This window comes from Streptomyces sp. GQ60 (assembly GCF_059758875.1).
On the sequence record NZ_JCAXEG010000015.1, the window covers coordinates 80,204 to 98,325 of the forward strand.

Annotated in this window: 16 protein-coding genes and 1 pseudogene; 11 read left to right on the forward strand and 6 right to left on the reverse strand. The window is 72.0% G+C overall.

Annotation, left to right across the window (positions count from 1 at the left end; all coding sequences use genetic code 11):
* Positions 1-28: 28 nt before the first annotated feature.
* The gene (locus AC6CKD_RS29420; RefSeq protein ID WP_498331419.1) at positions 29-277 is read right to left on the reverse strand and encodes a hypothetical protein; all 249 of its coding nucleotides are present in this window, start codon (positions 275-277) and stop codon (positions 29-31) included.
* 93 nt (positions 278-370) lie between these two features.
* Between AC6CKD_RS29420 and AC6CKD_RS29425 the strand changes: the two genes are divergently transcribed.
* Entirely contained in the window at positions 371-1,309 is a 939-nt protein-coding gene (locus AC6CKD_RS29425; RefSeq protein WP_498331420.1) for an oxygenase MpaB family protein, read from the forward strand.
* A 47-nt stretch (positions 1,310-1,356) separates the two neighbouring features.
* On the opposite strand, the gene AC6CKD_RS29430 is transcribed toward AC6CKD_RS29425, so the two are convergent.
* A complete protein-coding gene (locus AC6CKD_RS29430; RefSeq protein ID WP_498331421.1) occupies positions 1,357-2,874 on the reverse strand; it encodes a M1 family metallopeptidase in 1,518 nt (505 codons plus the stop codon).
* Positions 2,875-3,168: 294 nt separating this feature from the next.
* On the opposite strand from AC6CKD_RS29430, the gene AC6CKD_RS29435 reads away from it, so the two are divergent.
* From AC6CKD_RS29435 to AC6CKD_RS29470, 8 genes are all read left to right on the forward strand, one after another.
* Complete coding sequence (locus AC6CKD_RS29435) at positions 3,169-3,744, forward strand: isochorismatase family protein (RefSeq protein ID WP_498331423.1); 576 nt, start codon at positions 3,169-3,171, stop codon at positions 3,742-3,744.
* A gap of 104 nt (positions 3,745-3,848) precedes the next feature.
* Positions 3,849-4,016, forward strand: coding sequence for a hypothetical protein (locus AC6CKD_RS29440; protein WP_498331425.1), 168 nt, complete (start codon positions 3,849-3,851; stop codon positions 4,014-4,016).
* 142 nt (positions 4,017-4,158) lie between these two features.
* A complete protein-coding gene (locus AC6CKD_RS29445) occupies positions 4,159-5,022 on the forward strand; it encodes an SCO6745 family protein (protein WP_498331427.1) in 864 nt (287 codons plus the stop codon).
* Positions 5,023-5,153: 131 nt separating this feature from the next.
* Positions 5,154-7,682, forward strand: a complete 2,529-nt coding sequence (locus tag AC6CKD_RS29450; protein ID WP_498331429.1) for a Tex family protein — start codon at positions 5,154-5,156, stop codon at positions 7,680-7,682.
* 240 nt (positions 7,683-7,922) lie between these two features.
* Positions 7,923-8,468 carry a hypothetical protein gene (locus tag AC6CKD_RS29455; RefSeq protein ID WP_498331431.1) on the forward strand — a complete coding sequence of 182 codons (546 nt, stop codon included), beginning with the start codon at positions 7,923-7,925 and terminating at the stop codon, positions 8,466-8,468.
* On the forward strand, positions 8,458-9,648 hold the full coding sequence (locus tag AC6CKD_RS29460) for an MAB_1171c family putative transporter (protein ID WP_498331432.1): 1,191 nt from the start codon (positions 8,458-8,460) through the stop codon (positions 9,646-9,648). Before AC6CKD_RS29455 ends, AC6CKD_RS29460 begins: the two co-directional genes overlap by 11 nt.
* Positions 9,649-9,721: 73 nt before the next feature.
* Positions 9,722-10,519: an SDR family NAD(P)-dependent oxidoreductase gene (locus tag AC6CKD_RS29465; protein WP_498331433.1), complete on the forward strand. Its 798-nt coding sequence runs from the start codon at positions 9,722-9,724 to the stop codon at positions 10,517-10,519.
* 34 nt (positions 10,520-10,553) lie between these two features.
* Positions 10,554-11,897, forward strand: a complete 1,344-nt coding sequence (locus AC6CKD_RS29470; protein WP_498331434.1) for a phospholipase D-like domain-containing protein — start codon at positions 10,554-10,556, stop codon at positions 11,895-11,897.
* Positions 11,898-11,957: 60 nt separating this feature from the next.
* On the opposite strand, the gene AC6CKD_RS29475 is transcribed toward AC6CKD_RS29470, so the two are convergent.
* Together AC6CKD_RS29475 and AC6CKD_RS29480 are read right to left on the reverse strand one after the other, a co-directional pair.
* Positions 11,958-13,595 carry an ABC-F family ATP-binding cassette domain-containing protein gene (locus AC6CKD_RS29475; RefSeq protein ID WP_498331435.1) on the reverse strand — a complete coding sequence of 546 codons (1,638 nt, stop codon included), beginning with the start codon at positions 13,593-13,595 and terminating at the stop codon, positions 11,958-11,960.
* 167 nt (positions 13,596-13,762) lie between these two features.
* Positions 13,763-14,512, reverse strand: a complete 750-nt coding sequence (locus AC6CKD_RS29480; RefSeq protein ID WP_498331437.1) for an enoyl-CoA hydratase/isomerase family protein — start codon at positions 14,510-14,512, stop codon at positions 13,763-13,765.
* Positions 14,513-14,687: 175 nt separating this feature from the next.
* Between AC6CKD_RS29480 and AC6CKD_RS29485 the strand changes: the two genes are divergently transcribed.
* Both AC6CKD_RS29485 and AC6CKD_RS29490 read left to right on the forward strand, forming a co-directional pair.
* Positions 14,688-15,341, forward strand: coding sequence for an HdeD family acid-resistance protein (locus AC6CKD_RS29485; protein WP_498331573.1), 654 nt, complete (start codon positions 14,688-14,690; stop codon positions 15,339-15,341).
* A gap of 130 nt (positions 15,342-15,471) precedes the next feature.
* The gene (locus AC6CKD_RS29490) at positions 15,472-15,990 is read left to right on the forward strand and encodes an ATP-binding protein (protein WP_498331575.1); all 519 of its coding nucleotides are present in this window, start codon (positions 15,472-15,474) and stop codon (positions 15,988-15,990) included.
* Positions 15,991-16,055: 65 nt separating this feature from the next.
* Here AC6CKD_RS29490 and idi read toward each other — a convergent pair whose 3' ends face one another.
* Both idi and AC6CKD_RS29500 read right to left on the reverse strand, forming a co-directional pair.
* The gene (gene idi / locus AC6CKD_RS29495; RefSeq protein ID WP_250740854.1) at positions 16,056-16,655 is read right to left on the reverse strand and encodes an isopentenyl-diphosphate Delta-isomerase; all 600 of its coding nucleotides are present in this window, start codon (positions 16,653-16,655) and stop codon (positions 16,056-16,058) included.
* Positions 16,656-16,816: 161 nt separating this feature from the next.
* A pseudogene (locus AC6CKD_RS29500) lies at positions 16,817-18,074 on the reverse strand (bifunctional class I SAM-dependent methyltransferase/N-acetyltransferase).
* Positions 18,075-18,122 lie beyond the last annotated feature (48 nt).

An 18,122-nucleotide genomic window follows, 5' to 3' on the forward strand; every position in this document is an offset into this window, starting at 1 on the left:
TACATCTTCGGCGTTGGGGGCCGGTCCCTCAGTCGGCCCGCCGCTCCTCGTCCTGCGCGGCGGTCCAGGTGAAGCCGCCGAGACCGTCCGCTTCCGAGGCGCTGGAGGCCTCGCGGGACCCGGAGGCGTTCTCCCGGTGCCGCCGGAGCCGCAGGAGGAAGTACGCCGCCGCGGACAGCGCGAAGAGCACCGCGAAGACCAGGGCCAGCGTCACGGCGGTGCCGGCCAGCATCCAGGGGGCCAGGTCCTGCAGCCAGGCCGAGGGGGACAGGTTCATGGGCGCAGGATGCATCGTCCACAGGGTGCGCGGGAAGCCACGGGACCCCTGCATACTGGGAGAACGGCTGGTCGACACCTTGGGGGCACACTGATGAGCACGACGGAGCCGCCCTTCGAGGGACCGGGCGGGCCGGACCGGGCGGACGGACCGGACGGGGCGGCGCCCCGCGCGTCCGGCGGCCGGAGCGACCCCGAGCCCCCGCCGCCCGGGGGAGTGCTCTGGACCATCGCCGGAGACGTCCGCGCGCTGCTCATGCTGCCCGCCGCCTTCACCCTGCAGGTCGCCCACCCCGCCATCGGCGCTGGGGTCGACGAGCACTCCGTCTTCCGCACCGACCCCTGGGGCCGCGGCGAGCGCTCCCTGCGCTCCGTCCAACTGTGGGTGTACGGCGGGGCGGACGCCGCGGCCGAGGGGCGCCGGGTGCGCCGCCTGCACAAGGAGATCCAGGGCACCGACACCCGGGGGCGCCGCTACCACTCCCTCGACCCGGCCTGCTACGCCTGGGTGCACGCCACCGGCTTCCCGGTCTACCTGTACGCCGGGCGCTACCTGCTGCGCCCCTTCACCCCGGACCAGGAGCGTCAGCTCTACCGCGAGTGGCTCCAGGTCGGCCGCATCCTCGGTCTGCGCGACCGGGACATGCCGCGGAGCATCGAGGAGTACTGGCCGTACTACCACCGGATGCTGGCCGAGGAGATCGAGCCCACCAAGGTCGCCCGCGAACTCCTCGCCACCGACGCGCCGTTGCCCCGCCCCGCCGGGGGTCCGCTGCCGGTCCGGATCCTGCTGCGCCTGACCTGGCCCGTCCTGCGGACCGCCTTCCTGCACTTCCGGGCCTTCGTCACCGCCGGCTACATGCCGCCCGAGGCGCGCGCCGCCATCGGCCTGGAGTGGACCCCGGCCCAAGAACGCCGGCTGCGCCGTTTCAGCACGGCCGTACGCCTCCTCGTACCGCTCCTGCCGGAGCGCCTGCGCTACCTCCCGATCGCCCGCGCCGCCCGGGCGCGGGCGCGCGCCGCCGCCCGCTGAGGGGCGACGGCGCGCGGTTTGGGCGTGCGGCTCCGTAGGGCGGCGGGTCAGTGGTCGTGCACGGTGTTCGTCTCTGCGATCTTCTTCCAGGACTTCGGCTCGGCCGCGGGCTTCGCGGCCGGGGAGCGGAGGGTGCGGGCCCCCGGAGCGGTGGCCGCCGCCGGGTTCAGGGCCGAGGCGTCCGGCTTGCCCGGGGTGTACAGCCAGGTCTCGAAGAGCTGCGCGAGCGGCTGGTTCGAGACCTTCTCCGCGTAGCGGACGAAGTCGCCGACCTTGGCGTTGCCGTAGGCCCGCTCGGTCGGCCAGCCCTTCAGGATCCGGAAGAACTTCTCGTCGCCGATCTGGTTGCGCAGCGCCTGGAGGGCGATCGCGCCACGGTCGTAGACGGCCCCGTGGAACTGGTTCTCCGGACCCGGGTCACCCGGCTTGACCTGCCAGAACGGGTCCTCGGCGGCCCGCAGCCCGTACGCCCAGTCGGCCAGCTCCTGCGCGGTGCCCTCGCCCTCCTTCTCCGACCACAGCCACTGGCTGTAGCGGGCGAAGCCCTCGTTGACCCAGATGTCCTTCCAGCCGTCGACGGACACGCTGTCCCCGTACCACTGGTGGGCCAGCTCGTGCACGACCACGGAGACGTTCGCGCCGTTCGCGAACTGCCGGGGGCTGTAGAACGGCCGGGTCTGCGTCTCCAGCGCGAACCCGCTGGGCACGTTCGGCACGTACCCGCCGAGCGCGTTGAAGGGGTACGGCCCGAAGACCCCCTCCAGCCACTCCGCGACCTCGCCGGTCCGCTCCACGCTGGCGCGCGCCGCGCCCGCGTTGTCGCCGAGGTCCCGGCTGTAGGCGTTCAAGATCGGCAACCCGCTCGCCGTCTTGTCGGTGGTGATGTCGAACTTGCCGATCGCGAGCGTGGCCAGGTACGTGGCCTGCGGCTTGTTCGAGCGCCAGTTGTACCGGGTCCAGCCCAGGCGCGAACTCTGCGACTGCAGCACGCCGTTGCTGATGGCCTGGGTGCCGTCGGGGACGTTCACCGACACGTCGAAGGTGGCCTTGTCGAGCGGGTGGTCGTTGCTCGGGAACCACCAGACCGCCGAATCGGGCTCCTGCGCGGCCACGCCGCCGTCCGGGGTGCGCTGCCAGGCCGACCAGCCGTCGACCTTGAACTCCGAAGGCTTGCCCGCGTACTTGACGACCACGCTCGACTGCCGGCCGCGCTGGAGCGGGGAGGCCGGGGTGACCTCCAGCTCCGAGGCGCCGGACTTGGCGAACTTCGCCTTGACGCCGTTGACCCGGATCTCGCTGACGTCCAGGCCGAAGTCGAGGTTGAAGCGGGACAGGTCCTGCTTGGCGGTGGTGAGCAGGGTGGCGGTGCCCTCCAGCAGGTCGGTCTTCGGCTGGTACTGGAGGCGCAGGTCGTAATGGGAGACCTCGTACCCGCCGTTGCCGCTGGCCGGGTAGTAGGGATCGCCGATACCCGGTGCGCCCGGCACGGAACTCGCCGCCGACGCCGGGATCACCAGCAGAAGGGAGGCGGCGAGCACGCTCGGGGCGATGACTTTGCGGTGCACCTTGAACTCCAATGGGTAGGGGAGTGGCTTCCGTTCGACCGTATTCAGGCCCGGGACCCCGCGTCATGTCCATGGCCCCTCCTGTCACACGATCGCCACGCGTCTGAAAAGCGCCCGTGCGGAACCCGCCCGATCCGGGCGCCGGTGACACCCCGCGCACCGCCTCCGGCCTGCGCGGATCGATGTCCGTATCTGCGGGTCGGCCGTCATTGCCCGCGCGTTCGCGGCGTCCTAGCGTTGCCGTTGTGGCCCCGAGTCGGGCCGCCACCCCACCCTCGTGAGAACGGCACCCCCATGGCTACCACCACCCTGCGTCAGCTCAACGGCTTCGACGAGACCCCCGCGACCTTCGAGAACGCGGTCCTGGTCCTGGTCGACTACCAGAACACCTACACCGGCGGCGTCATGGAACTCGACGGCTGGGAACCCGCGCTGGCCTCCGCCGCCCAGCTCCTCGCCCGGGCCCGCGAGGCCGGCACCCCCGTCGTCCACGTCCGGGACGGCGGCTACGGAGTCGACACCGAACCCGGCTCCATCCACGCCTCCGTCGCTCCCCGCGACGGCGAGGCCGTGGTCACCAAATCGGTCCCGAACGGCTTCCACGGGACCGATCTCCACGAGATCGTCGAAGCCGCCGGCCGCAAGAACCTGATCATCGCCGGGTTCATGACCAACATGTGCACCCTGTTCACCACCGAGGGCGCCTTCCTGCGCGGCTACGCCCCGACCGTCGTCGCCGACGCTTCGGCCACGCGGGCGCTGGAGAGCCCGGCCGGCGCCCTTTCGGCGCGGCAGATCCACCAGGCGGCCCTCGCCACGGTCACCGAGCTCTACGGGGTGGTCGTGGCCACCGGTGCCGAACTGAAGTAGGGCCGGACCGCCCCCTCTCCGACCAGGCCTTGCCGGAGAGGGGGCTTCCCCGGCTCCGGCTGGGTAGCGTGCCGGCCCGGCACACCGATGATCGGATCCACGCCATGCGGAACAGAGTCGAGACCATACCGACCGTCCTCGCCGTCCTCGCCGGTCTCGGCGCGGTGACCGGCGGGGTGATCTGGGCATCGAGGGCGGCCTGCTCCCTCAACGGCGGGGTGGAGAACGAGGACCAGGACCGGTGGCGACCGGCCTGGCGGGGTGGGGGCTGATGAGCTGGTGGACGCCCCAGCAGGAGCCCGACGGCTACTACGAGCCGGGCATGTAGCGGAAGGTCCCTCTCCGCCACCGGTTCACCGGAGGCGCGGCGCCCCGCTCTTCTCTCCATACCAAGCAGTCGTTAGCCTGCACGCCATGACACTTCCGGCGCGCGCCGCCCGCAGCTGCTGGCACGGGGCGATCAACCCGCTGCACTCCACCGTCTACTTCTCGCCCGACCTCGGCATGGAGTTCGCCGCCCTCGGGATCACCGACCACAACGCCGTCAACCTCGCCTCCCGCTCCGCCGCCATGGGCGCGGTCGGCGCGGGCACGGTGACGGCGACCTTCTACAACTACCGCCACGACCTCATCGCCCGGCACCTGCCCGCCGTCTGGGAGACCGCCACCCCGGAGCAGGTCCTCGCCGCCCGGCTGCGGGCCGTGGACACCACCCTGCGCCGGCTCCTCGGCGGGGAAACCATCGCCTCCCCCGAGATCGCGGAGGCCGCCGGGCTGGCGATGCGCGCGACCGAGGCCTGCACCCGGCACGCCCGTACGCTCTACTCGGCCCACGCGGACCTCCCCGTACCCGAGGAGCCGCACCTCAAGCTGTGGCACGCCACCACCCTGCTGCGCGAACACCGCGGCGACGGGCACCTCGTCGCCCTGCTCACCGTCGGCCTGGACCCGGTCGAGGCCCTGGTCAGTCACACGGCCAGCGGCCACGGCATGACCCCGAAGTACCTCAAGTACATCCGCGGCTGGGACCAGTCCGACCTCGACGCGGCCGCGGACCGCCTCCGCGAGCGGGGTCTGCTCGATGCCGCGGGCGAGCTCACACCGGAGGGCGCGGCCCTGCGCGAAGAGCTGGAAGCGGAGACCGACCGCCTGGACGAGGCTCCGTACGAGCACCTCGGCGCGGCCGGAACCGCCCGGCTCGCGGAGATCGGCGGCGGTTTCACCATGCAGGCCTTCGTCGCCGGAGCCTTCCCCGGGGACCTGATGGGCAAGGCCTGAGACCCGGACCGGGCCCGGCTCCCGACGTCCGCGGCCGCCACCTGCCACAATTGGCAGCCTTCCGACGCAGCACACAGCACGCAGCACGCACCAGCATCACGCATACGTACGAAGGCAGGCGGGACCGCACAGTGACGATGTCCATCGAAGGCAGGATCGCCGAGGAGCTCGGTGTACGGGAACGGCAGGTCAAGTCCGCCGTCGAGCTGCTCGACGGCGGTTCGACCGTGCCGTTCATCGCGCGCTACCGCAAGGAAGCGACCGAGATGCTCGACGACGCCCAGCTGCGCACCCTGGAGGAGCGGCTCCGCTACCTGCGGGAGCTGGAGGACCGGCGCGCGGCGATCCTCGACGCCGTACGGGAGCAGGGCAAGCTCGACGCCGAGCTGGAGGCCCGCATCAACGCGGCCGACACCAAGGCACGGCTGGAGGACATCTACCTCCCCTTCAAGACAAAGCGCCGCACCAAGGCGCAGATCGCCCGCGAGGCCGGTCTCGCGCCGCTCGCCGAGGGGCTGCTGGCCGATCCCTCGCAGGAACCGGCCGTGGCGGCCGCCGCGTTCGTCGACGCCGACAAGGGCGTGGCCGACGCGGCCGCCGCCCTGGAGGGCGCCCGCTCCATCCTCACCGAGAAGTTCGGCGAGGACGCCGACCTCATCGGCGAACTGCGCGAGCGCATGTGGGGCCGCGGCCGGCTCGCCGCGAAGGTCCGCGAGGGCAAGGAGGAGGCGGGCGCCAAGTTCGCCGACTACTTCGACTTCACCGAGCCCTTCACCGCCCTCCCCTCGCACCGCGTGCTCGCCATGCTCCGCGGGGAGAAGGAGGACGTCCTCGACTTGACGCTGGAGCCGGAAGAGCCGAGCGAAACGCCCGGGCCTTCCACGTACGAGGGCATGGTCGCCCGCCGCTTCGGCATCAACGACCGCGGCCGCCCCGGCGACAAGTGGCTCGCCGACACCGTCCGCTGGGCCTGGCGCACGAAGATCCAGGTGCACCTCGGCATCGACCTGCGCTCCCGGCTGCGCGCTGCCGCAGAGGACGAGGCGGTACGGGTCTTCGCGTCCAACCTGCGCGACCTGCTGCTCGCCGCACCCGCCGGCACCCGCGCGACGCTCGGGCTGGACCCGGGCTTCCGCACCGGCGTGAAGGTGGCCGTGGTGGACACCACCGGCAAGGTGGTCGCCACCGAGGTGATCTACCCGCACGTGCCCGCCAACAAGTGGGACGACGCGCTGGCCAAGCTGGCCCGCCTCGCCGAGGAGCACGCGGTCGAGCTCGTCGCCATCGGCAACGGCACCGCCTCCCGGGAGACCGACAAGCTCGCCGCGGACCTCATCGCCCGCCACCCCGAGCTGAAGCTCACCAAGGTGATGGTCTCGGAGGCCGGCGCCTCCGTGTACTCGGCGTCCGCCTTCGCTTCGCAGGAACTCCCGGACATGGACGTGTCGTTGCGCGGCGCGGTCTCCATCGCCCGGCGGCTGCAGGACCCGCTCGCCGAACTGGTGAAGATCGACCCGAAGTCGATCGGCGTCGGCCAGTACCAGCACGACCTGTCCGAGGTGAAGCTCTCGCGATCGCTCGACGCGGTGGTCGAGGACTGTGTGAACGGTGTCGGCGTCGACGTCAACACCGCCTCCGCGCCGCTGCTTTCGCGCGTGTCGGGCATCAGCGGCGGACTCGCCGAGAACATCGTGGCGCACCGCGACGCCAACGGCCCCTTCCGCAACCGCAAGGGGCTCAAGGACGTGGCCCGGCTCGGCCCGAAGGCGTACGAGCAGTGCGCGGGCTTCCTGCGGATCCGGGACGGGGACGACCCGCTGGACTCCTCCAGCGTGCACCCCGAGTCCTACCCGGTGGTCCGCACGATGGGCAAGACGGCGGGCAGCGAGGTGGCGGCCCTGATCGGCAACACCGGTGTGCTGCGCTCGCTGCGGCCGGAGCAGTTCGTCACCGAGGCCTTCGGTCTGCCGACGGTCACGGACATCCTGCGCGAGCTGGAGAAGCCGGGCCGGGACCCGCGGCCCGCGTTCAAGACGGCGACCTTCAAGGAGGGCGTCGAGAAGATCGGCGACCTGGCCCCCGGGATGATCCTGGAGGGCGTGGTCACCAATGTGGCCGCGTTCGGCGCCTTCATCGACATCGGCGTCCACCAGGACGGGCTGGCGCACGTCTCGGCGCTGTCGAAGAACTTCGTCAAGGACCCGCGGGACGTGGTGAAGCCCGGCGACATCGTCCGGGTCAAGGTCATGGACGTGGACATCCCGCGCAAGCGGATCTCGCTGACGCTGCGACTCGAGGACGAGGCGGAGCGCGGTGGCGCGGGCGGCGCCGGCGGCGGTGCGCCGAGGCAGCGCGAGGAGCGGGGCGAGCGGGGTGAGGGGGGCGAGCGGCGAGGCGGCGGCCGGCCCCCGCAGCAGCGCGGCGCGGCGGGCGGTCAGGGCGGTCAGGGCGGCGCCGAGCGCGGCCAGGGTGGCCAGGGCGGCTCCCGGGACGGCGGCAAGGGCCGTCGCCAGGGCGGTCAGAGCGGCCAGGGCGGCGGCGGCCAGCGTCAGGGCGGTCAGGGCGGCAGTGCTCCGGCCCCCGCCAACAGTGCGATGGCGGACGCCCTGCGCCGCGCCGGGCTCAGCGGCCCCGACGAGCGGGGCGGCCGCAAGCGCTAGCCGCTCGTGGCAGCGCGTGCCGGATTGGCTGAATAGGCACCCGACATGGGGACAAACCTTGCCAACTCATCCGGATGATCTGTAGGCATGACGGAACGCCCGTTCGTCTTTCGGCGAGCGGGCTTCCGTGTTTCCCCTCAGGACCGCCCTCCCGAGGTCGCCTTGAAGGCTAAGGACGTCATGCCCCAGCCCACGCACGCGTACCGCCGTTGCCCGAGAAAGGGTCCGAAGAGGGAACACATGCGCCACCCTCAATCCAGTCTGCGCAAACGGTGCGAGGCGATTCTCGGCCGTATTGAACTGACACACCCCTTCTCGCTCGAAGGACTGTGCGAGCGGATAGCCGAGCAACGGGGCCGCCCCATCCGGCTCCACCCGCTGCCCAGAGAGGCTGCGGAGTCCGGAGTGTGCGGACTGTGGGTCGGCACCGCCGACGTGGACTTCGTCTTCTACGAGGCCCAGACCACCCCGCTGCACCGGGAGCACATCGTGCTCCACGAGATCGGCCACATCCTCTTCGGGCACCACTCGCTGGAAGCCCCCGCCGAGGACTCCCCGGGCGCCGGCGGTGGAGAAGGATCCGTCCCCACCGTGCTCGGGCGCACCAACTACACCACCCGCCAGGAGCGGGAGGCGGAGATGCTCGCCAGCATGATCCGCATGCGCACGGGCACCCGCGACCCGCACCCCGGCCACGACGCCGGAGGCAGGGACACGCTCGCCCGGCTGGAGTCCGCGATGGGCTACGAGCGGCGTGGACGGGGGCACGTCCACCGTGGCTTCTGATCTGATCGCCTTCGGTGACGCGCTCGCAGTCCCCAGCGTCGCCTGCCTCTGGATCGCCGTCCTGCTCCGCGCGCCCGGCGCCCTGCGCGCCCCGCACCAGCGGGGCCTGTGGCTCGCCGTCGCCACCGCCGCGGCCGCGATGACGCTGAACCTCCCCGACGTCGTCGCCTACGCCATGGGCCGCGACCCGGGCTACGCGCACACCATCGGGCTGGTGCGCAACCTCATCGGCGTCCTCTCGGCCGGCGCCGTGCTCTACTTCGTGGCGGCCGCCACCCGGGGCCGCCGGCTCCAGATCGCCTCCGGCGCGGGCACGGTCCTCTGGCTGACCGTCCTCGTCGTCCTGGACACGGCCGCGCCCGACCACGGCACGCACACCATCCCGCCCGCCGGCGACCCGGTGCCCTCCCTCGCGTACTGGCTGGTGCTGATCTCCGCCCACCTGCTCGCCAACACCATCTGCGTGTCCGTCTGCTGGCGCTACAGCCGCCGTGCCGAGAGCCGGGGCCTCGCCGCCGGACTGCTGCTGTTCGGCCTCGGCACCGCGCTCGCCGGGGTGTTCTGGTTCGTGTACCTGCTCAAGGCGCTGTTCGGCTTCACCTGGGCGATGCCCGCGAACCCGCTGCTGATGAACGTGCACGGACTGCTCCGCGCCGCCGCGATCCTCGTCCCGACGCTGTTCACCTTCCGCAGCACGGCCGCCGACATCGCCACCGCCTGGCGGCTGTGGCCGCTCTGGCGCGACCTGGTGCACGCCGTCCCGCACGTCGCCCTCAACAAGCCGCGCGCCGGGCGGGTGCTGGAACTGCTGTGGCCGCCGGTCCCGCGCAACCTGCTCGTCTACCGCAAGGTCATCGAGACCCGCGACGCCATCCTGATCCTGGGGGAGTACGTGGCCCCGGGCGTGCCGGAGCTCGCGCGCAGCCACGTGGCCGGCAGCGGAGTACCCGAACAGCGGGCCAGTGCGGCCGCGCTGGCCTGCGTACTGAAGGAGGCGCGGCAGGCGAAGCTCGCCGGGATCCCGCAGCAGCGGTGCGAGGAAGACCCCTTGGAGCTGCCCGCGGCCCTCCAGACCTCGGCCGAGGGAGGGGACCTGGAGGGCGAGACCCGCTTCCTCGTGGACGTGGCCCAGGCCTACGCCTCACCGGCCACGGCCGGCTTCGCCCCGCGAACCCCGTGAACCCCGTGAACCCGTGAACCCCGCGAATCCGCGAGTCCCCGAACGCGCTCGACAGCCAGGAAGTGAACGTCTCTTGACCACCACCGCACTGATCACCGGGGCCAGCGCCGGACTCGGCGCCGCCTTCGCCCGCGGCTTCGCCGCCAAGGGCTGCGACCTCGTCCTCGTCGCCCGCGACAAAGCCCGCCTCGAAGCCGTCGCCGCGGACCTCGCCCGGGAATTCGGCACCGTCTGCGAGGTGCTGCCCGCCGACCTGCTCGACGCGGACGGGCTCGCCGCCGTCGCCGAGCGGCTCGCGGACCGGACCCGGCCCGTCGACATCCTGGTCAACAACGCCGGCTTCGGACTCCCCGCGCCGTTCCCGTACAACCCGGTCGAGGACGAGGAGCGGATGCTCGACCTGCTGGTGAAGGTGCCGCTCCGGCTCACCCACGCCGCGCTCCCGGGCCTGCGCGAACGCCGCCGCGGCGCGGTGCTCAACGTCTCCTCGGTGGCCGGACTGCTGCCGACCGGGACCTACGGCGCGGCGAAGGCCTGGATCACGGCCTTCAGCGAGTCGCTGCGCGTGGACATGGAGCCGTACGGGGTCCGGGTGCTGGCGGTGGTCCCGGGATTCACCCGCACCGAGTTCCAGGAGCGTGCCGGGATGGACGTCACCGCCCTGCGCGACGCGGTGTGGCTGGAGCCGCGCGACGTGGTGGCCCAGGCCCTGAAGGACCTGGCCCGGCGCCGCCCGGTGAGCATCACGGGCCGCCGCTACCAGGCGTACGCGCTGGCCGCCCGCCACCTCCCGCGGGCCTTCGTGGCCCGGAAGATGGCCCGCACGCGCCGCCCCCCGGCGGGCTCCGGGCAGGCCGGGAACACCCGCTGACGGGCCGGTCGTCGCGCTGGTTGACAATGCTCGCGTGACAACGATCAAGAGCAAGTTCAGAACGGCCGTCATCGCGCTCGCGCTGGGGTCCATGCTGGTGGGCGCCCCGGCCGCGAGTGCGGAGCCCGTTCTCGCGGTGAAGACCGGCCCCGTGTTCAACGACCCGACGAAGGTGGCCGAGCAGGCCCGGATCCTCGGCCACCTGGGGAACCTCGTCGACGGCGCCGAGGCGGAGTCGTCCATCCGGATATCCCTGTTCCTGTACCAGTCCGAGTGGCTCACCAAGAAGCTGATTGCCACCCACGCCCGGGGTGTCTCCGTTCAGGTGGTCCTCGACGCCAGGGGCACCAGCCCTGCGACCACCGAACTGGAGAAATCGCTGAATGCCAGCGAGGGCGATGCTTCCTGGGTGCGGAGATGCAAGCAGGTGGGGGAGGCCTGCCTGGCCAAGGACCCGGACACGACGCCCACGGACCCGGACGGCTCGTACGACAACGTCAACCACGACAAGTTCTTCCTGTTCTCCCGCACCAAGGGCAACGGCGACGTCCCGGTGGACAACGTGGTGGTGCAGTCCTCCGGAAACCTCACCGCGCAGGATCTGTACACCAGGTGGAACGACGCGATGACGGTGGCCGGCAACAAGGAGCTGTTCGACGGCTACTCGGTATACTTCACCAAGCAGGCCGCCGCAGCCGCCGGGGGGACGGCGCTGCAGGTCGACGACTATCCGATCGACACGCAGGCGGGCAACGCCAAGGTCTACTTCTTTCCGAAGAAGTACGTCGAAGCGAGTGCCAGCAAGAACGATGTGATCGTCAACATCCTCATGAACGTGGGCAAGCCGGCCACAGGTGAGTCGGACCCGATTTCCTGCGGCGGTAACGGTGCGGGCTTCGGCACCTCCGACGGCCGGACGAAGATCCGGATCGCTCAGGGCCACATCACCCGCCCCGCGGTGGCCAAGGAACTCTGGAACCTCGCCAACGCGGGCTGCTACGTGGAGATCGTCTACGGCAAGCTCGACAACTGGAAGCCCGCACCGGCGGTCGACACGCTGGAGTCGGAGCAGGGTCTGCAGGTGGCCGACTGGCTGGCCAGGCCGACCGCGAAGGGCCGCATCGCCCTGCACCAGCTGAACAACGAAGAGCGCGGCGGCACGATGAGCCACACCAAGTACCTGTTGGTGGAGGGCGCGTACGGCGGCGCCAAGAACAAGAAGATCGTCTTCACCGGAAGCCACACGTACACGATGACGGCGCTCCGGTACAACGACGAGTCGCTGCTCAAGTGGGACGACGCGGACGGGACGGTCTTCTCCGAGTACGTGAAGAACTTCGAGGCCCAGCGGGCGGCCGCCCAGAACGAGGGGCTGTAGCCGAACCGCCGGCGACCCGCCGGCCCGTGGAGATCCACGGACCGGCGGGTCGCCGGGCACTCAGAGCTCGGCGACCTTGCCGTCCGCGACGTGCAGCCGGCGGGTCACCTGGACCGCGTCGAGCATCCGGCGGTCGTGGGTGACCAGCAGCAGGGTGCCCTCGTAGGCCTCGAGAGCGGCCTCCAGCTGCTCGATCGCCGGCAGGTCGAGGTGGTTCGTCGGCTCGTCCAGCACCAGCAGGTTCACCCCGCGCCCCTGGAGCAGCGCCAGGGCCGCCCGGGTGCGCTCGCCGGGGGAGAGGGTGGCCGCCGGGCGGGTCACGTGCGCCGCCTTCAGGCCGAACTTGGCGAGCAGGGTGCGGACTTCGGCCGGTTCGGTGTCGGGCACGGCGGCGCAGAAGGCGTCGATGAGGGGTTCGTTACCGAGGAACAGGCCGCGGGCCTGGTCGACTTCGCCGACCCGTACGCCCGAGCCGAGGGTGGCGGAGCCGGAGTCCGGGGCGAGGCGGCCCAGGAGAACGGCCAACAGGGTCGACTTCCCGGCCCCGTTGGCGCCGGTGATGGCGACCCGGTCCGCCCAGTCGATCTGCAGGCTGGCCGGTCCGAAGACGAAGTCCCCGCGCTGGACGGATGCTTCGCGCAGGGTGGCGACCACCGAACCGGAGCGCGGGGCCGCCGCGATCTCCATGCGCAGCTCCCACTCCTTGCGCGGCTCGTCGACCACCTCGAGCCGCTCGATCGCGCGCTGCGTCTGGCGGGCCTTCGAGGCCTGCTTCTCGCTCGCGTCGGCGCTGAACTTCCTGGCGGACTTGTCGTTGTCGGTGGACTTGCGCTTCGCGTTCTTCACGCCCTTGTCCATCCAGCCGCGCTGCATCGTCGCCCGGTCCTCCAGGGCGGAGCGCTTGTCGGAGTACTCGTCGTACTCCTCGCGGGCGTGGTTGCGGGCCCGCTCGCGCTCCTCCAGGTATGCGTCGTAGCCGCCGCCGTAGAGGTTGATCTGCTGCTGGGCCAGGTCGAGTTCGAGGACCTTGGTGACGGTGCGCGTGAGGAACTCGCGGTCGTGGCTGATCACGACCGTGCCGGCGCGCAGCCCCTTCACGAACTGCTCCAGACGCTCCAGACCGTCGAGGTCGAGGTCGTTGGTGGGCTCGTCGAGCAGGAAGACGTCGTAGCGGGACAGCAGCAGCGAGGCCAGTCCGGCGCGGGCGGCCTGCCCGCCGGACAGGGCGGTCATCGGCAGGTCGAGGCCGACGGACAGCCCGAGGTCGTCGGCGACCTGCAGGGCCCGCTCGTCGAGGTCGGCCCCGCCGAGGTTCAGCCACCGGTCGAGGGCGTCCGCGTACGCGTCGTCGGCGCCCGGGTCTCCGTCCACGAGGCCCTGCGTCGCCGCGTCCAGCTCCGCCTGTGCGGTGGCCACCCCGGTGCGCCGCGCCAGGAACTCGCGGACGGACTCGCCGGGGCGCCGCTCGGGCTCCTGCGGGAGGTGCCCGACGGCGGCGCTGGGCGGGGAGAGGCGCAGCTCACCGGTCTCGGGGGTGTCCAGCCCGGCGAGCATCCGCAGCAGGGTGGACTTCCCGGCGCCGTTGACGCCGACGAGGCCGATGACGTCGCCGGGCGCGACGACGAGGTCGAGATCGGCGAAGAGCGTGCGCTCACCGTGCGCGGCGGTGAGCTTCTTGGCGACGAGGGTTGCAGTCATGATGCCCCGATCCTATCCGCGCCCCGCGCGTCCGGGTCCCGGGCCCGGGGTGCAGCGGCGGCAGGCCCGAGGGGTCACGCGCCGACGGGGAGAAGTGACGCTCCGTACCCGCCCGTGTGCGGGAGTCGCCGCCCGGGGACTCCGCGCAGGTCGGGTCCGGCGCGCGTTCACTCCGCCGGCGGAGTCCAGGTGAAGGCGGGCGCGCGGCGTTCCAGGAAGGCGGCGACCCCCTCCGCGATGTCGCCGCTCGCGGCGGACTGCGCGGCCCAGTACGCGTCCCGGTCCGTGCGGCCGTCCGCGAACTCCTTCGCCGAACTCTGTGTGAGCTGGGAACGCGTGGCCAGGATCCGGGTGAACTCCACCACCCTCTTGGCCAGTTGCCCCGCCGGGAGCAGCTCGTCCAGCAGTCCGATGCGCAGCGCCCGCTCCGCGTCGATCAACTCGGCGGAGAAGAGCAGGTACTTGGCGGCCGCCGGGCCCACCAGAGAGGCGAGGCGCCGGGTGGACGAGGCCGCGTACACGATGCCCAGCTTCGCCGGCGTCACCCCGAAGGAAGCCCCCTCCTCCGCGAAGCGCAGATCGCAGGCGGCGGCGAGCTGACTGCCCCCGCCCACGCAGAACCCGCGGATCGCGGCCAGCGTGGGCTTGGGGAAGGCGGCGAGCGCCTCCTCCGCCGCCACGGCCAGGGCCTGCGGATCCTCGTCCCCGGTGAGCGAGGAGATGTCGGCGCCCGCGCAGAAGGTCTCGCCGGCCCCCGTCAGGACCAGCACCCGTACGGCGGGATCCGCCGCGAGCCCGGTCAGCAGCTCCGGCAGCCCGCGCCACATCGCGGCCGTCATGGCGTTGCGCTTGGCGGGGTGCGAGATCACCACGGTGGCGACCCCGTCGGCGACGGAGGAGAGGAGGGCTGCGTCCATGCGCCGGATGCTATCCCGGACGGTCAAACCTATGATCAAGAGACCGGTACCCGGCAGCTCGGTGGACCGGCAGGCAGTCGAGGGGGTCCGCGGGGTCCGTCGGGGGCAGCTGAAAGGTGGCGCGTCCATGGGCGCAGACCGTGCCGAGCGAGCGGACCGTACGGGTCCGCAGGACATGAAGGACGACAAGAAGAAGGTCAGCCGCAGTTTCGCGCTGATGGCCCTGCTCGGGGTGCTCCTGGTGGTGGCCGGGCTGGTGGGCCTCGTCTACACCGGTGTCGCCACCCTGACCACGATGTTCCTCTTCGGCTGGCTGCTGCTGGCCGGCGGCGTGGTGGGCCTGCTCCAGGCGATCCAGTCCCGCAAGAGCAACTACTTCTGGCTCGCCGTGATCGTCGCCGCGATCAACATCGCCGCCGGATTCGTGATCCTGCGCCGCCCTGAGGCGAGCGCGGAGGCGCTCACCATGTTCGCCGCGCTGCTGTTCCTCACCGGCGGGGTGTTCCGGCTGGCCGGCGCCGTCGTGGTGCGGGGCGCGCACCTCGGGCTGACCCTCGTCCAGGGTGCCTTCGGCATCCTGCTGGGCCTCCTGATCCTCGCCAACTGGCCCGGCAGCAGCCTGTACGTGATCGGAGCGTTCTTTTCCCTCGCGCTGCTGTTCGACGGCCTGAGTCTGATCGCCGTGGGCATGGGGGCACGCCGCATCCTGGGCTTGGTCAGGGACGACGAGGTTCCGGTGACGCCGGGAGGGGCGGGAGTCGCGGCGCCCGAGACGTACGGGGCGGCCGAGAAGGGTTCCCCAGAAGATCAGGAACGGTCGAACAACTGACTCTGTCATACGCCAGTGGTCAGAAAGTGTCCGATTGATGCTGACTTCTGGTCAGCGGTCCGGGCCGGAGCGGTCCGGTCCCCACTCTTGACGTGTGCAGACGATCGAGCGTGAAGACGGGGGCCGGGAGATGGATGTGAGCGGGAGCGTCCCGCCAGTCAAGGGGGAGGAGCCGGAGGTCGAGGCCGCCCCCCTCGCGTACGAGGGAGTGTGGCGATTCACGGCACCCGCAGTAGAAGAATCCGTTCCGCAGGCCCGCCGTGCGGTCCGTGACCTGCTCGGCCGCCAGGAGGTGCCGGCCGACCGGGACCTGGTCTACTCCCTGCTGCTGATCGTCTCCGAACTGGTGACGAACTCGGTCCGGCACGCGGCCCTGCTCTCGCCGGAGGTCGCGGTCGAGGTCGCCATCGGCCGGGAGTGGGTACGGGTGGCCGTCGAGGACAACCACCCGTACCGCCCCAAGGCGCTCGAGGCCGATTTCGGCCAGACCGGGGGCCGCGGCCTGCTCCTCGTCCGGGAGATCACGCTGGAGGCCGGCGGGGTCTGCGACGTGGAGCACACCTCCACGGGCGGCAAGGTGATCTGGGCGGCCCTGCCGCTCACCACGGCCGCCGCGTCACCCGCCGCCACCCCGACCTCGGCGGTCTGAGCCCGCTCGCGGGCGCGATCGGGCGCGACCCTTCGGGGCAGTCCGTCTCCGGCCGCCTCCTGCCGCTACCAGCCCGCCGCGTCGCCCGTCAGCTCGCGGATCGCGGGCCGGGCGGCGTCCAGCACGGTCATGAACCAGGCCGAGAACGGGACCTCGGCGTGCCGCTTCGCGAGTTCCTCCGCGGTCACGAACGCGGTGTCCGCGATCTCTTCCGGATCCGGCCGCACCGACCGCTGCGCGAGTCCCACGAAGAGGTGGTTGTACTCCTGCTCCACCAGCCCGGACGCCGGGTCCGGATGGTTGTAGCGCACCGTCCCCGCCTCCGCGAGCAGCGAGGGCGAGAGGCCCAGCTCCTCGTGGGTCCGCCGGGCCGCCGCCGCGAACGGCGACTCCCCGGGGTAGGGGTGGCCGCAGCACGTGTTCGACCAGACACCGGGGGAGTGGTACTTCCCGAGGGCGCGCTGCTGGAGCAGCATCCGGCCCTGCTCGTCGAAGAGGAACACCGAGAACGCCCGGTGCAACTGACCGGGCGCCTGATGGGCGGAGAGCTTTTCCGCCGTACCGATGGTGTTGCCGGACTCGTCGACCAGTTCGAGCATGATCGGTTCTTGAGCGCCGGTGCCGGTGGTCGCACTGTTCGCGGCGGTGGCTGGTGTGGTCGGCATACCCATCCTTCGCTTCGGACTTCGGCTTTCAGTCTGCCGTACAAATGGGGATTGCCCCGACTTCGGTGATCCGCGCATGTCCGCCCCCCGCCGCGTGATATGCGACGGGGGGCGGAACGTGCCGATCGGTCAATTCATCCGGCCGCGGGCCGGTCCCGGCGTCATACCCCGAACGGGGCCGGGTACGTGATCGTGCCCGCGGGAACCGGCACCGAATCGTCGAGTACCAGCGCCATCATGGCCTCGTCCGGCACCTCGAAGGGCGCCTTGATCCCGAAGCGCGAAGCCGGCACGAACCCGAAGCGCGGGTAGTACTCGGGATGCCCGAGGACGAGCACCAGCTTCTCCCCGCGCTCCGCGGCCGCCGCGAGCAGCGCCCGTACGACCGCGCTGCCGGCGCCCGAGCGCTGGAGCGCGGGGGCGGTGGCCACCGGGGCGAGCGCGAGCGCGGCCACCCCGTCCACCTCGCACCGGGTCAGCAGGGCGTGCGCCGCGACCGACCCGTCCGGGCCCTCGGCCACGTAGGAGAGGCCGGGCAGCCAGGAACCGTCGGCGCGCAGCGCGTCCACGAGGTCGGCCTCGGCCGGGGTCTCGAAGGCGGCGGAGTTCAGCGCGTGCACGGCGGCCGCGTCCCCGGCCGCCTCGGGGCGGACGGGCCAGGCACCGCCGTCCCCGGCCGTCACCGGCCGCAGGACGTAGGCGGTGTATCCGTACTCGTGCCCGTACCGCTCCCGTACGCCGATCTCCTCGCGTACGAAGCCCAGCGCGGCCGCGGCATCGGGCCCCGCGTGCTCCGGCGCCCCGGCCGCCCGCTCGCCGAGCGGACCGTAGTAGGCGGCCCAGTCGGAGTCGGGCTGCCGGTGGACGCCGAGGACCTGGTAGCCGGCGGCCTGGACGGCGGCCAGGTTGTCGGCGGTGGAGCGCAGCGCGTAGTGCGGGTCCCAGAAGGCGCGGACCCCGGCGGAGGGTTCGTCGACGGTCCACTCGCACTCGCTGAGCACGAGGGTGCCGCCGGGGGCGAGCAGCCGCTTCCACCGTGCGAGCGCGGTGGCGAAGCCGATGTTGTAGGCCGACCCCTCGGCCCAGACGAGGTCGAAGGAGCCGTCCCGGATACGCGAGGTCGCCGATGTCCGCCTTGACGGCGCGGACGCGGTCGGTGAGCCCGCGGGCCGCGGCGGCCGCACGGAGCTCGTCGAGGAAGCCGTCGTTGAGATCGACGGCGGTGACCTCGGCCCCGTGTCCGCCCGCCTCGGCGGCGAGCAGCAGGGCGCTGGGGCCGGGACCGCAACCCAGGTCCAGGACGCGCGGCCGCTCGGGCAGCGGTCCGCACAGGGACAGCAGGTGGCGGGTGGTCGCCTCGGAACCGGGGGACTGCCGGGGCAGGCCGCGGTGCAGCGCGAAGAACGCCTCGAAGAACAGGTCGCTCTGGGTGCTGAAATCGGTGGAGTGGGAGTTGCTGGTGTTACC

Excerpts from the sequence above, each read along its gene's own strand:
- AC6CKD_RS29420 (WP_498331419.1), bottom strand. The coding sequence starts at position 277 with ATGAACCTGTCCCCCTCGGCCTGGCTGCAGGACCTGGCCCCCTGGATG.
- AC6CKD_RS29425 (WP_498331420.1), top strand. The coding sequence starts at position 371 with ATGAGCACGACGGAGCCGCCCTTCGAGGGACCGGGCGGGCCGGACCGG.
- AC6CKD_RS29435 (WP_498331423.1), top strand. The coding sequence starts at position 3,169 with ATGGCTACCACCACCCTGCGTCAGCTCAACGGCTTCGACGAGACCCCC.
- AC6CKD_RS29440 (WP_498331425.1), top strand. The coding sequence starts at position 3,849 with ATGCGGAACAGAGTCGAGACCATACCGACCGTCCTCGCCGTCCTCGCC.
- AC6CKD_RS29445 (WP_498331427.1), top strand. The coding sequence starts at position 4,159 with ATGACACTTCCGGCGCGCGCCGCCCGCAGCTGCTGGCACGGGGCGATC.
- AC6CKD_RS29455 (WP_498331431.1), top strand. The coding sequence starts at position 7,923 with ATGCGCCACCCTCAATCCAGTCTGCGCAAACGGTGCGAGGCGATTCTC.
- AC6CKD_RS29475 (WP_498331435.1), bottom strand. The coding sequence starts at position 13,595 with ATGACTGCAACCCTCGTCGCCAAGAAGCTCACCGCCGCGCACGGTGAG.
- AC6CKD_RS29480 (WP_498331437.1), bottom strand. The coding sequence starts at position 14,512 with ATGGACGCAGCCCTCCTCTCCTCCGTCGCCGACGGGGTCGCCACCGTG.
- AC6CKD_RS29485 (WP_498331573.1), top strand. The coding sequence starts at position 14,688 with ATGAAGGACGACAAGAAGAAGGTCAGCCGCAGTTTCGCGCTGATGGCC.
- AC6CKD_RS29490 (WP_498331575.1), top strand. The coding sequence starts at position 15,472 with ATGGATGTGAGCGGGAGCGTCCCGCCAGTCAAGGGGGAGGAGCCGGAG.
- idi (WP_250740854.1), bottom strand. The coding sequence starts at position 16,655 with ATGCCGACCACACCAGCCACCGCCGCGAACAGTGCGACCACCGGCACC.